The sequence below is a fragment of the Rhodanobacter sp. T12-5 genome (genome assembly GCF_008329435.1).
Classification (GTDB): Bacteria; Pseudomonadota; Gammaproteobacteria; order Xanthomonadales; family Rhodanobacteraceae; genus Rhodanobacter.
In genome coordinates this window covers 601430-615233 of sequence record NZ_NPKN01000001.1, presented here as the reverse complement: position 1 = coordinate 615233, position 13804 = coordinate 601430, and the positions used below count along the sequence as shown (strand labels likewise).

At 65.0% G+C, this 13804-nt stretch carries 10 protein-coding genes; 4 read left to right on the top strand and 6 right to left on the bottom strand.

What is annotated here, in order from left to right:
* Nucleotides 1-5 precede the first annotated feature (5 nt).
* Entirely contained in the window at nucleotides 6-2075 is a 2070-nt protein-coding gene (locus CIW53_RS02600) for a site-specific DNA-methyltransferase (protein ID WP_149363132.1), read from the top strand.
* 29 nt (nucleotides 2076-2104) lie between these two features.
* On the opposite strand, the gene CIW53_RS02595 is transcribed toward CIW53_RS02600, so the two are convergent.
* Nucleotides 2105-2410, bottom strand: coding sequence for a HigA family addiction module antitoxin (locus CIW53_RS02595; RefSeq protein WP_149363131.1), 306 nt, complete (start codon nucleotides 2408-2410; stop codon nucleotides 2105-2107).
* 12 nt (nucleotides 2411-2422) lie between these two features.
* Nucleotides 2423-2791 (bottom strand): type II toxin-antitoxin system RelE/ParE family toxin, encoded by a 369-nt coding sequence (locus tag CIW53_RS02590; protein WP_343191971.1) that lies wholly within the window; start codon nucleotides 2789-2791, stop codon nucleotides 2423-2425.
* Between CIW53_RS02590 and CIW53_RS02585 the strand changes: the two genes are divergently transcribed.
* Nucleotides 2790-5732 (top strand): DEAD/DEAH box helicase family protein, encoded by a 2943-nt coding sequence (locus CIW53_RS02585; RefSeq protein ID WP_149363130.1) that lies wholly within the window; start codon nucleotides 2790-2792, stop codon nucleotides 5730-5732. The genes CIW53_RS02590 and CIW53_RS02585 overlap by 2 nt on opposite strands.
* 100 nt (nucleotides 5733-5832) lie before the next feature.
* On the opposite strand, the gene CIW53_RS02580 is transcribed toward CIW53_RS02585, so the two are convergent.
* Nucleotides 5833-7506, bottom strand: coding sequence for a hypothetical protein (locus CIW53_RS02580; RefSeq protein WP_149363129.1), 1674 nt, complete (start codon nucleotides 7504-7506; stop codon nucleotides 5833-5835).
* Nucleotides 7507-7891: 385 nt separating this feature from the next.
* On the opposite strand from CIW53_RS02580, the gene CIW53_RS02575 reads away from it, so the two are divergent.
* Both CIW53_RS02575 and CIW53_RS02570 read left to right on the top strand, forming a co-directional pair.
* Nucleotides 7892-9556: an APC family permease gene (locus tag CIW53_RS02575; protein ID WP_149363128.1), complete on the top strand. Its 1665-nt coding sequence runs from the start codon at nucleotides 7892-7894 to the stop codon at nucleotides 9554-9556.
* A gap of 145 nt (nucleotides 9557-9701) precedes the next feature.
* Nucleotides 9702-10301 (top strand): YceI family protein, encoded by a 600-nt coding sequence (locus CIW53_RS02570; protein WP_149363127.1) that lies wholly within the window; start codon nucleotides 9702-9704, stop codon nucleotides 10299-10301.
* 6 nt (nucleotides 10302-10307) lie between these two features.
* On the opposite strand, the gene CIW53_RS02565 is transcribed toward CIW53_RS02570, so the two are convergent.
* The 3 genes from CIW53_RS02565 to CIW53_RS02555 all read right to left on the bottom strand — a co-directional run bounded on the left by CIW53_RS02565 (nucleotide 10308) and on the right by CIW53_RS02555 (nucleotide 13756).
* Complete coding sequence (locus CIW53_RS02565) at nucleotides 10308-11438, bottom strand: homoserine dehydrogenase (protein ID WP_242451741.1); 1131 nt, start codon at nucleotides 11436-11438, stop codon at nucleotides 10308-10310.
* Entirely contained in the window at nucleotides 11435-12625 is a 1191-nt protein-coding gene (gene metB / locus CIW53_RS02560) for a cystathionine gamma-synthase (protein WP_149363126.1), read from the bottom strand. Before metB ends, CIW53_RS02565 begins: the two co-directional genes overlap by 4 nt.
* Before the next feature lie 102 nt (nucleotides 12626-12727).
* On the bottom strand, nucleotides 12728-13756 hold the full coding sequence (locus CIW53_RS02555) for a homoserine O-succinyltransferase (protein WP_149363125.1): 1029 nt from the start codon (nucleotides 13754-13756) through the stop codon (nucleotides 12728-12730).
* Between the last annotated feature and the right edge of the window lie 48 nt (nucleotides 13757-13804).

Genomic DNA, 13804 nt, shown 5'->3' with positions numbered 1-13804 from the left:
ACGACATGCCAAAGTCCCTGCTGGAACAACTCCCCGAGATCGTCGCCCGCGCACGGCAGCAGGCCGAGAAGATCCTGGAGAGCCTCGAAGGGCGGCATCGGGTCAGCCTGCAGACGCGCGAGTGGGTGCTGCCCTCGAAGGACACCCGCGACAGCGACTGGATCGCCGCGGCGAACCGGCAGGCACACCTGGGCGACGAAGGCACGGCCGACTGGACCAACCGGCTGATCTACGGCGACAACCTGCTGGCGATGGCCGCGCTGCTGGCCGGCGACGAACACACCCCCAGCCTGCGCGGCAAGGTCGACCTGATCTACATCGACCCGCCGTTCGATTCCAAGGCCGACTACCGCACCAAGGTTTCGCTGCCCGGCGTGGAGCTGGAGCAGAAGCCGACGGTGATCGAGCAGTTCGCATATTCCGATACGTGGTCGGATGGGACGGCGTCGTATCTGGCGATGATCACGCCGCGATTGATTCTTATGCGGGAGTTATTGAGCGATAGCGGCTCGATCTATGTGCATCTGGATTGGCATGTAGGGCATTACGTCAAGATCGTTCTCGATGAAATATTCGGTAAGGCCAACTTCGTCAACGAAATCATTTGGCGCCGTTCATTCGGGCATAGCGATTCAGAGCGTCTCGGAAATATCCACGATACCGTTTTATTATTTTCCAAATCTCAAAACCGAACTTGGAATCAAGAACTTGTTCCAGCTGATCCTTCGTACATAGATACGTTCTTTGACCAATTCGACCCAGCCCGAGGAGAACGCTATCAACGCCTGAGTTTATCCGCGGGCGGTCTTTCTGGTGGCGGCTATGATTACGAATACAAAGGTGTACGCACTCTTTGGAGATGCCCCGTCGAAACCCTAAAAAGGCACGACGAGGAGGGTCGGCTACATTGGCCTCTTAAGGTCGGTGGCGTCCCACGACTGAAGAAATACGAGAGCGAGCATCGCGGCGTACCGCTGCAAGATCTTTGGACTGACATCAGCAAGATCCACAATCAGTCGAGCGAGCTAATTGGATACACGACACAAAAGCCAGAAGCTCTTCTCGATCGAATTATTTCCCTTTGCACCAACTCAAACGATCTGGTTGCCGATTTCTTCGGCGGCTCCGGTACCACCGCCGCCGTCGCCGAAAAGCTCGGCCGCCGCTGGATCACAACCGATCTCGGCAAGCCGGCCTGCATGATCATGCGCAAGCGGTTGATCGACCAAGGCGCTAAGCCGTTCCTGTACCAGGCGATCGGCGACTACCAGGTCGAGGCGGCGAAGAGTTCGTTAGGGCGCAGTTTCCGCGTGGGCGACCTGTCGGGGATCGTACTGTCGCTGTATGGCGCGTTGCCGCTGCAGCCCGAGGACAACCCGCTGCGCAATCTCGGCGCCGTGGTCTACGCCGGCAAGAAGACCCTGGTGCTGGTGGACTCGCCGAACAAGCTCACTGGCGACGCCACCCTGCGCAAGGCGATCGCCCAGCGCGAGCATCTGCTCGGCGGCTGGGATCGTGTCGTGGTGCTGGGCTGGAATTTCGAGCCGTCGATCGGGCAAAGCATCACCGCGCTCAACGACCCGCGGCTGGAAGTGCTGGTGATCCCGCCCGACCTGCTCGACCGCCTGCGCAAGAAGGGCGGCATCGAGAAGCTGCGCGGCCAGGTGCGTTTCTCCAGCCTGCAGTACCTCACGATCAAGCCGGTGCGCCGCACGCGCAGCGGCGATGAAGAAACGCTGCAGGTCACCCTGGACAACTACGTGCTGCTCTCGCCCGAGGCGATCAACCTGGACGAGGACAACCGCAAGAAGCTGCTCAAGGTGGCCAACGCCGAACCGCTGGCACTGATCGAGTATTGGGCGGTGGATCCGGACTACGACGGTGCGGTGTTCCGCTCGGTGTGGCAGGACTACCGCGGCAACACCGCCAACGACGACGACCCGCTGCGGGTGGTGACCGCCGCCAACTTCAATGTGCCGTACAAGAGCGGCGAGCGCCGCGTCTGTGTGCGCGTGGTGGACGTGTTCGGTTTCGAGGCCGAGGTGGTGCAGGTGGTGGCGGAGCCGCGGGCATGAGCGCGCCAGCGTGGGCGCGCACCAGATATTCAGGCTGCCAGCGCGCGCACCTTGCGCAGACTGGCCTTCAACTCGCGCTCGGCGATCTTCAGGTCGTAATCGGTCTGCAGATTCATCCAGAACTGCGGGCTCTGCCCGAAGGCGCGACCAAACCGCAGGGCCAGCTCTGCCGTGACAGGCCGCACTTCCCTGATCACATGCGAGATGCGCATGGGCGACACGCCAATCGCGCGCGCAAAGGCCGCCTGGCTCATGTCGTGGTCGCTCAGAATTTCCTCCAGCAGTTCACCCGGGTGGATGGGCGGGAGGCCGTTGGTGGTGGCGGGAATGGACATGATGACGAATCCTCAGTGGTAATCGACGATCTCGACGTCAAAAGCGTGACCGCCCTCAAAGCGAAAACACAGCCGCCATTGGTCGTTGATGCGAATGCTCCATTGACCAGCCCGGTTGCCAGCCAGCAGTTCAAGGCGGTTGGAAACCGGTTCACGCAAGTCTTCGGGACTCGTGGCGATATCAAGGTATTTCAGGCGGGTCAACGCCCGGCGCACGATGTCCTGCGGCAGTCGCCGCGTGTTGCCGGTGGCGAACAACCGCTCGGTGTCCTTGTCGGCGAAGCTCCTTATCACCGGGTTACTCCTGTCTACCTGGTCGACTTGCGCTTGCCAACCATAAACAATTTGTTTATTACGCGCAAGCTGGCGGAGTGTGCCCATGTCTGACGCCAACCACCCGCTAGCGCTCGCCGCTGCCCTCACCCGCCGCGCCGAGCAACTGTGCATCGGCCTGGAACAGGGCATCGCTGACATCTACGAACTGGTGACGCCGGTGACCGCCGAGTTGCTGCTCTGGTGGTTCGGCGACGACGCCTGCCAGTCGCGCACGTTCAATTTCCATCCCGGCCAGCGCCAGGCGATCCTCAATGTGATCGTGGCGCACGAGGTGCTGGACAGACCGAACCTGAAGGACCTGTACCAGCAAGTGTGCGCCGACGCGCTGCTCGAAGGCACCCGGCTCAACGACGTGGCGCAGGCCAAGCACGACCATCCGAAGTACTGCCTGAAGATGGCCACCGGCACCGGCAAGACCTGGGTGCTGCAGGCGCTGCTGGTGTGGCAGTTGCTGAACAAGACCGCGGCGCTGGACGAAGGGCGCGACGATCCGCGCTTCACCCGGCGCTTCCTGATCGTGGCACCGGGGCTGATCGTGTACGAGCGCCTGCTCGATGCGTTCCTCGGCAAGGAGAACGAGGACAAGAGCCGCGACTTCGCCAGCTCCGACATCGCCAGTTATGCCGAGCTGTTCACGCCGCCGGCGCGGCGCGAACGGATCGCGCAGTTCGTGCGCGGCAACGTCTGCCAGAAGCAGGAGATCGGACTGAAGGCGACCGGCAACGGCATGATCGCGATCACCAACTGGCACCTGCTCAGCGAAGCCGAGGAGGAAGCGGAGCAAGAGGAAGCCGAATGGGTCGACACGCCCGGCATGGTCGCCGACGCAGCACGTGTGGCCTATGACGTGTTGCCACTGACGCCAGGCCGCGCCACCGGCAACAGCCTCGACGTGCTGGATCGGCGCTGGGCGCGCGGCAACATATTGAGTTACCTCGCCGACCTGCCCGACCTAATGGTGTTCAACGACGAGGCACACCACATCCACGAGTTGAAGAAGGAAGGCGAGACCACCGAGGTCGAATGGCAGAAGAGCCTGTCGATCATCGCTGAAGGCAAGGGTCGCCGTTTCGTGCAGATGGATTTCTCCGCCACGCCGTACAACGACGTCGGCGGCGGCAGGAATCGGCGCAAGGTCTACTTCCCGCACATCGTGGTCGACTTCGACCTGAAGGACGCGATGCGGCTGGGCCTGGTGAAGTCGCTGGTGCTGGACAAGCGCAAGGAAGTCGGCGCGCTGCCGATACTGGAGTTCAAGGCCGAACGCGATGCCGATGGCAACGTGCGGCTATCCGAAGGCCAACGCGTGATGCTGCGCGCGGGCCTGCAGAAGCTGCGCAAGCTGGAGGCGGATTTCACCCGCATCGACGCCACGCGTCATCCGAAGATGCTGGTGGTATGCGAGGACACCACAGTATCGCCGCTGGTGGCGCAGTTCCTGCGCGACGAAGGCCTGCACGACGAAGACGTGCTCACCGTCGACTCGGGCAGGAAGGCCGAGCTGGGCGAGAAGCAGTGGGCACCGTTGAGGCAACGCCTGTTCAACGTCGACAAGCATGCGCAACCGCGGGTGATCGTCAGCGTGCTGATGCTGCGCGAGGGCTTCGACGTCAACAACATCTGCGTGATCGTGCCGCTGCGTTCCAGCCAGGCGCAGATCCTGCTGGAGCAGACCATCGGCCGCGGCCTGCGCCTGATGTGGCGCGACCCGGAATACGCCGACATCAAACGCGAGAATCGCGAGCGGATCAACCGTGGCGAGGAACCCGGCTCGCTGATCGACATCCTGTCGATCGTCGAGCACCCGGCGTTTCAGAGTTTCTACGACGAACTGATGCGCGAGGGTCTGGTCGGCGAGACCGGCGATGACGACGAGGGCAGCAGCACCGGCGACCTGATTCCTGCCGAGCTGCGCGACGACTACGAGAAATACGATTTCGCCATCCCGTTCATCCTGCGCGAGACCGAGGAGAACGTAGAGCATCTGCCGATCAACGTCGCCGCATTGTCACCGTTCAGCGCGATGAGCCGCGCGAAGCTGGCCGATCTGCTTGGCAAGGGCGACACCTTCACCTCGCAGGACCTTCAGAGCAGCACGCTGTTCGGCGACTACCGCGTCGATGGTGTGGCAATGAACGTCAGCGGCTACAACGAGCTGCTCTCCAGGCTGACCCGGCGCGTGAGCCAGGCGCTGAACCAGCCGCTGCCGAAAGGCAACAGGATCGCGCCGCATCTGGACCGCCCGTATCTGCAGTTGAACACCGCCGCGCTGGCCATGGCTCTGGACGACTACATCCGCGAGCGGCTGTTCGACGAACCCTTCGAGCCGTTCGAGGACGAGGGCTGGCGGCTGTTGCTGCTGCAGCCGGTACTCGACCACATCGTGAAGATCTTTGGCTTGGCGCTGGTGCGCGCCGAGGAACACACCACCAGCGGCCAAACCGAAGTGCGCCATCGGCGGCTGTCGGAAGTGACCAGGCTGATGGTGCGCGAAAGCGCCTCGCTGGAAGTGTCCAAGTGCATCTACACGCGGTTACCCTACCCCACACGCAGTGGCGGGCTGGAGCGTGCGTTTATCGAATGGGCACGGCTGGACGCGGACGTGGAAGCGTTCTGCAAGATCAGCGAGAACCGTCACGACTTCGCGCGCTTGCGCTATGTGAAGGACGACGGCATGCCCGCGTTCTACATACCCGACTTCCTGGTGCGCACGGCAGACGCGATTTACCTGGTCGAGACGAAGGCGCAGGAGCAGGCCAGCCATCCTAACGTGCAGCGCAAGCTGAAGGCCGCGACGACCTGGTGCGAGCGGATCAATGCGCTGGAGCCGGAGTTGCGTGGCGATCGCGCCTGGCATTACGCACTGGTCGGCGAGTCGCTGTTTCGTGACTGGCGCGAGAAAGGTGCACGGCTGGGCGAGTTGCTGGCATTTTCGCGGGCACGCGCCATGCCGACGGTGCAATCGCAAGGTGGCCTGGCACTCTGATCTTGCGCTGTGCCGAAGCCGACATTGGCATGGATCAGGCCCGACCTTGCCACGGCGAACCGACGGCATGCGGTGCGCATGCCGTCGGTTCAGGGCTGGGCTACTTGCCCTTGTGCGACGCCACCGGCTTGGCCGATGCACCGTTGTCGTCGTCCAGCACCAGGCTGCCGAGGATCGACCAGGCGAAATCCAGCTGCAGCTTGCCGTTGAACGAGGGGTCGTTCAGGCTGAAATAGAAGTCGGCCGCGTAAGGATTCTCGCGGTTGGAGCCATCATTGATCGCGTAGTAGTGCGGCGTGGATTGATATTGAGATTCACCGTGACAGCTCATGCAGTTGGTCTGCACGCCGTAGATGTTGTTGATGATCGTGCCGTTGTCGTTGATGGTGCCCTTGGCCTGGAATACCCCGGGATCGAAGCCGGCCTCGAGATGCGGGTTGTAGGCAATCACCGAAGTGCCGACGCTCTGACCGCCGATGATCGGCTGGGCCGGTGCCACCATCTGGTAGGCGACGGCCATCGCGTAGTGACTTGCCGCCGCGTCCAGTACCGACGGACGCGCTGCCGCGATGGTGCTGGAACTGGGTGCGAACGGCTGCGCCGGATTGGCCGCCCACCAGAACGTCTGCCAGGTCCAGCGGGTGGCCTCGCGCGTACCCACGTGCATGCCGACCAGGATGGCGATGTCGCCGGCCGAAACCTGCATGCCGGTCTGGCCGGCGATGCCGGCGACTTCCGCCGCGGTAATCGTGTGGCTGATGAAATCACCGAGATGGAAAGTGCTGGCCGCAGTACGGCCCGTGCAACCCTGGTCGATCGATGATCCGCTCGGCCCCGCGTTCCGGATGTCGACATACACGCAGGCGCCCCAGTCCGGCTCGGGAAATGTCTTCGCCGGCGATGGCGTGCCGGGCCAGCCGGGCATGGTGTAGATGCCGTTCTGCACGTTGCCGCCGGATTCGTTCTTCTGCACGATCTTGTAGACCGGCTTGATGGTGATCGCGCTGGCCGGAAACACCGGCATCTGCGTGTAGCCCTGCTTCAGGTAGCCATTGAGCGTGCTCTGCAGGAACAGCTTGTTGGTGATCGCGTGTTTCGCCGCCGCCGGGTTGTAGGCCACCGCCACGAAGATGTTGGTGTCGCCATCGGGCACCGATTGCGCTGCCTTGAGCCTTGGCTTCAGGTTGCGGAACTGGTGTGGCCGTTGCAGTTCGAACATGCCGCGCGGATGCAGCAGCCGCGACTTGTCCAGCAGCATGGTGCCGCGTACGGCATCGAAGCCGATGCCGGACTGGATCCGGTAGATCATGTTCGACGGCGTGGCCCACGTCTGGAAGGCACGCACCGGAGTGCCGTTGACCGTGCCGGTGAAGTCCGTGAGGCCGGCCCACAGCGCCCAGCTGTGGCGGTACAACGCTGCCGTGTTGCCGCCGTAGACCCAGCTGTTGATGGTGGTCTCCGGTTGCGGGAACGGCTCGCCGGACACCACCTGCGGCAGGTCGGGCACGCACACCAGATTGCCGTTGGCGTTGGCGATGTCGCCGCCTTTGATCACCGCGTTTTCGCACTGCCCCAGCGGAGCGAGGGTGGACGACTGGTAGTTGCCGGCCAGGGTCTGGCATTGCGCCGACAGACTGTCGCCGGTAACCGCCGCGCCGTAACAACTGAGCCGGTACGAACCCGGCGGGGCCGCCGGTTGAGTGGCGGCGGTGGCCGATGCTACTGCGCCAAGACAGGACAGACTTGCGACTGCGAGAATTGCCGAGATCTTCATGTTCTCCTCCCTCCGTGGTGCAACAGGATGGCAGCTCGATCCGGCCGGATCGGGACGTGCAAGTCGGCCGGCGCTTGCCGCCGTTCGTGATCCGTTGTCCGCCAGGCGGCAACGGCCATCAAGCGCCGATGCGGCCTTTACGCCACACCGGTCAATGCCTTCAGACGATCCCCTTTGGGCGGCAAGCCCCTGCTTGCGCCTGCCATATCCTGCGCGCGCAAAGGGCCGCAGAATCTGACGACTTTCACACTATCACCCGACATGGCGTGCGCCAAGCGCGCGCCGGATGGACTCCCCAAACCTGACAGTCCGATGCCCGTCTGGCATCATCCGGGGCTTGTCTCGCCTGCTGGCGTTCTCGACATCACCGAATACCGGAGCCTGCATGTCCTCTCCCAGTTCCATCCGCCGCGACGTCGGCCCATTCGCCCTGATGCTCACCGGCCTGGGCTCCATCATCGGCTCAGGCTGGCTGTTCGGTGCGTGGCGCGCCGCGCAGATCGCCGGCCCCGGGGCTGTCTGGGCCTGGGTGATCGGCGCGGCGATCATCATGACGGTGGCGCTGACCTACGCCGAACTGGGCGCGATGTTTCCCGAATCCGGCGGCATGGTTCGCTACGGTCATTACTCGCACGGCTCACTGGTCGGTTTCATCGCGGCGTGGGCGAACTGGATCGCGATCGTCTCGGTGATCTCGGTGGAGGCCGAAGCGTCGGCGCAGTACATGTCGTCGTGGAAGTGGCAGTGGGCGAAGGACCTGTATCACCAGATGCCGGGTGGTCACGGCGAGCTGAGCACCAACGGCCTGCTGATTGCCGCTGCGCTGGTGGTCATGTATTTCCTGTTCAACTTCTGGAGCGTGAAGCTGTTCGCGCGCTCGAATACCGCGATCACCCTGTTCAAGCTGGTGATCCCCGCGCTCACCGCGGTGTTGCTGATCGCCAGCGGTTTCCATGCCGAGAATTTCAGCGTCGGCATCCACGGTGAGCTGCACAAGACCGACTTCGCCTCGGTACTCACCGCCGTGGCGATCGCCGGCATCGTGTTCAGCTTCAACGGATTCCAGAGCCCGGTGAACCTGGCCGGCGAAGCGCGCAATCCGGGCAAGAGCATTCCGTTCGCCATCGTCTGCTCGATTGCGCTGGCGACGGTGATCTACGTGTTGCTGCAGGTCGCGTTCATTGGCGCGGTGCCGCGTGAAATGCTGGCCAACGTCGGCTGGCACGGGATCAACTTCAGCTCGCCGTTTGCCGACCTGGCGATCATCCTGGGCATGCAGTGGCTGGCGACGCTGCTGTTCATCGATGCGGTGATCAGCCCCAGCGGCACCGGCATGACCTATACCGCCACTACCGCGCGCATGCTCTACGGCATGGAGCGCAACGGCACGCTGCCGGCCATCCTCGGGCGCGTGCATCCGAAATGGGGCGTGCCGCGGCCGGCGATGTGGGTAAACCTGGCGGTGTCGTTCATGTTCCTGTTCTTCTTCCGCGGCTGGGGTTCGCTGGCGGCGGTGATCTCGGTCGCCACGATCATTTCCTACCTCACCGGCCCGGTCAGCGTGATGACGCTGCGTCGTACCGCACCGGGGTTGCATCGGCCGTTGCGACTGAGCGGCCTGTCGGTGCTGGCCGGCATCGCGTTCATCATGTCCACCGAGTTGCTGTACTGGGCCAAGTGGCCGTTGACCGGCGAAATCATCCTGCTGATGGTGGTCGCACTGCCGGTCTACTTCTACTACCAGGCCAAGTCCGGCTGGCACGATTTCGGACGGCAGATGAAGGGCGCCTGGTGGCTGGTGTTCTACCTGCCCACACTGGCGCTGGTCTCCTGGGCCGGCAGCACCACGTTCGGCGGCAAGGGTTACCTGTCCTACGGCATGGATCTGGGCGTGGTCGCCGTGATCGGCCTGGTGTATTACCTGTGGGGCGTGAAGTCGGGCTGGCGCACGCCGTCGGTGGAAGCGGCGGAGCTGGAAGCGCAGGCCGACCCGAACGCGCCGCTGGTGCCGCCGGACGAGGAGACCGCCGAGCGGATCACCGGGCACTGAGCGAAATCGCATCCGTCAACGAAACGCACGGCACCCGCCGTGCGTTTTCCTTTGTGCCCTCATCGTGTCGAAAAGACGGTGCGTCGTTCGTCGCCTGAACAAGCATCCAATCCCGGATGCGTGCCACCCGCCAACGGAGTCGCTCATGCTTTCCATCCGCACCAGGATCAACGCGCTGGGCCTGATCGCCCTGCTCTCGCTTGCCACGGGCGCCAGCGCCGCCACGGTGAACTACAAGATCGATCCCGACCACACCTACCCCAGCTTCGAGGCCGATCATTTCGGTGGGCTGTCGGTGTGGCGCGGCAAGTTCAACCACAGCAGCGGCATGGTGATGCTGGACAAGGCCGCCGGCACCGGCGCGGTGAACGTCGTCGTCGACATGAAGAGCGCCGACTTCGGCCAGGACGCGTTGAACAAGTTCGCGCAGGGCAAGGAGCTGTTCGAAAGCAACCTCTACCCGCAGGCCATCTACGCCGGCAAGCTCGTCGACTTCGTCAACGGCGCGCCGACGCGGGTCACCGGCACACTGACCCTGCACGGCGTCACCCGCCCGCTGGACCTGAAGATCGACAGCTTCAAGTGCATGCCGCACCCGATGCTGAAGCGCGAAGTATGCGGCGCGGATGCGCTGGCCACGTTCAAGCGCGATGCGTTCGGCATGGCGGCCGGCAAGGACTACGGCTTCAGCATGGACGTGACGTTGCGCATCCAGGTCGAGGCGATTGCAGAGCCCGCCGCCTGAGTCGCGTCACGCCAGCGCCAGCACATCCCCCAGCAACGCCTGCGCCGTCACTTCCGGTCCCGCACCCGGGCCCTGGATCACCAGCGGCTGGGTGTTGTAGCGGATCGTGGTGAGGGCGAACTGGTTGTCGGTGCCGTACAGGCGCGCGGCGGGGTGGGTGAGCGGCACTTCGACCAGGCCGACGCGGGCATGGCCGCGCTGGTTGAGGCGGGCGAGGAAGCGCAACACGGCGCCACGCGAGGCGGCTTCGGCATGGCGCGCGGCGAGCGGCGCGTCCAGTTCGTCCAGGCGCGCGAGGAAGGCGTCGGCACTCAGGCCGCGCAAGCTTTCGGGCACCAGCCCATCCACCTGGACCTCGTCGGTGCCGAGCGAGAAACCCGCGTTGCGGGCGATGATCAGCAGCTTGCGCGCCACGTCCTCGCCGGACAGGTCCGAGCGCGGGTCGGGTTCGGTGTAACCGAGCTGGCGCGCCTCGCGCAGCAGTTCGGAAAACGGGCGGCCGCCGTCGTACTGGTTGAACAGCCACGACAGCGAGCCGGAAAACACGCCTTCCAGGGTGAGCAGGCTGTCGCCGCAGCTGCGCAGGCGACGCAGCGTGGACAGTACCGGCAGGCCGGCGCCGACGGTGGCCGCATCGCCATAGCGACCGCCGTGCGCCAACGCCGCCTGCAACGCACGCCAGCCGGACAGTTCACCGCCGGCCAGCGCCTTGTTCGCCGTCACCACGTGATAGCCGCGCGCCAGCCATTCGGCGTGGCGTGCGGCCAGCGATGCGCTGGCGGTAGCGTCGACGATCACCTTCGCTGCGGCGCCACTGGCATCCAACGCCGCGAGCAGGCTGGCGTTGTCGCGTGGCTCGCCCCGGTGGTTCAGCTGCTCGCGCAGGCTGCGACTGGCAAGGCTGACAGGATCGGTCTGCTGCCGACGCGAATTGGCCGCGCCGACCAGTCGCAACGATGCCGCAGCCGGCGTGTTGAGCAGCTTCAGCAGCGCGCCGCCGACCACCCCGGTGCCGAGCAGCACTACTGCGATGATGGGAGCGAACGCCTTTGCGGGTGCGGCTTCAGCGGCGATTCTCCCGCGGGCAATCGCGGCCGAAGCCGCTCCCGCAGGTGCATCATCCAGCACCGTACTCATGCGAGTACCCGGCGTTTGGACGTCTCTACCGCTGCAGCGCGGGCCAGCGCGGCATCGAGATCGTGCAGCAGGTCGTCACCGTCCTCGATGCCGACCGACAGGCGCAGCAGGCTGTCGGCGATGCCGGCGGTGCGGCGTGCCTCGGGCGCCATCGACGCATGCGTCATCGAAGCCGGATGCGCAATCAGGCTTTCCACCCCGCCCAGCGATTCGGCCAGCGAGAAATACTTCAGGCCATCGACGAAGGCCTCGATCTGCCCCACGTCGCCTTCCAGTTCGAAGCTGAGCATGGCGCCGAAACCCTGCTGTTGACGCGCTGCCAACGCGTGGCCTGCATGGCTGGCCAGACCGGGGTAATAGACTTTGCGCACGGCCGCGTGGGCGTCCAATAGCTCGGCGATGCGCGTCGCGTTTTCCTGGTGCTGGCGCAGACGCACGCTCAAGGTGCGCAGGCCGCGCAAGGTCAGGTAGCTGTCGAACGGCGCGCCGGTGAGGCCGTTGCAGTTGGCCCACCATTTCAGCTGATCGAACACCGCCGCGTCGCGCGCCACCACCGCGCCGCCGACCACGTCGCTATGACCGTTGATGTACTTGGTGGTGGAGTGCACCGCCACGTCCGCGCCGAGCAGCAGCGGCTGCTGCAATGCCGGCGACAGGAAGGTGTTGTCGACCACCAGCAGCGCGCCTACCGCATGCGCGGCATGCGCCACGTGGCGGATGTCGGTGATCCGCAGCAGCGGATTGGACGGCGTCTCCACCCAGACGAGTGCCGGCTTGGCGGCAAGACCTTCGCTCAGCGCGCAGGGATCGGTGAGGTCGGCAAACACCACGTTGAAGCGGCCCTTCTTCGCCCATGCGTCGAGCAATCGCCAGGTACCGCCGTAGCAATCGTGCGCCGCCAGCACGGTCGCGCCGGCCGGTACGAGTTCCAGCACCAGCGCCACTGCCGACATGCCGCTCGACGTCACCACCGCACCGACGCCCTGCTCCAGTTCCGCCAGCGCATTGCCGAGCAGGTCGCGGGTGGGGTTGCCGCTGCGCGAGTAGTCGTACGGGCGCTTGCCGCCGAGCCCCTCGAACGCGTAGTTGGTGGACAGGTGCAGCGGCGGCACCACCGCGCCGTGCTGGGTGTCCGATTCGATGCCGGCGCGCACCGCGCGGGTACAGGGGGCGGGGGTTTCGCTCATGTCCATCTCCAAATCATTGCGTCGTGGTGTTTGTTGCAGGAGCCACCCTGTGCGCGATGCTCCTGGCGGCAGCGCGAGGAGCTCGCGCACAGGGTGCGCTCCCTAGTCGAGTGCTTCGCGCAGCAGCGGCGCGAGCTGCGCGGGTTCCTTCAGGAAGGCGTCGTGGCCGTAGGGCGACTCGACCACTTCCAGCGTGGCCGGGCCATGCAGGCGGCGCTGCAATTCGCACAGGTCGGCCAGTGGCACCAGGCGGTCGGACGGAAAGCCGATCAGCGTCGCCGGTGTCGGGATCTGCTCCGGCGTGACGTCGTGCAGGTCGATCGACTCGGACAATGCGAGGAATCGATCGGCGTCGAAACGCTCGACGAAGCGGCGGCCCTGATGTTCCAGGTAGTCCTCGACCGGAAAACGGAAGCGCTCGTCGCGCCATTCCGGGCCACCGGCAAAGCGGCGGCCGAATTCGCCGCTGCCGCGATAGGTGGTGATCGCCAGCTGCCGCGCCAGCGCCAGCGCATCGTCGACCCGACCACTGGCCTGGCCCAGTCGCACGATCCCGCGCTGCACGCTGCGTTGCGCGGTGCTGAGCGGGTGCGGCCGGTGCGCACCGGCCAGCAGCACCAGCCGGTCCACGCAACACGGATGCCGCGCGGCAAAGGCCAGCGCCACCATCGCGCCATACGAGGAACCGATGAATGCATGTGCCTTCGGGATGTCCAGTTCGCGCAACAGCGCCGCCAGCGCGTCGGCCTGATCCTCGCTGGACACCGAACCGGCATCGAGCTCGCCCGGGGTCAGCCAGTCGATCGCCAGTACGCGCCAGCGCTGCAGATCGATCGCCGCACCGCTGCCGACCAGCGCCTGCCACCAGCCGGGCGCGGGTTGGCCATCCAATGCGACGACGTCGCGGTCGGCGGAGATGCCGCCCTGCACGATCAGCGTCGGCGCATCCGGCGCGCCGCACCACAGATAGCGAACCTCGACCTCGCGCCGGCCGCTGCCGTACTTGGGACTGATGACCACCCGCCGCGTGCTGCGCCGGGCGGTCAGGTCGTCACGATGCGACTGCCCATGGAATGGGGCCGGCAAATGGCCGGCATCGGAAACGGCAAGTGGCAGCGATTGAAGGGTCATGCGGTTCTCCGGTCGCATCGCCTGCAGGTACCGGAGCCGGGGTCACAC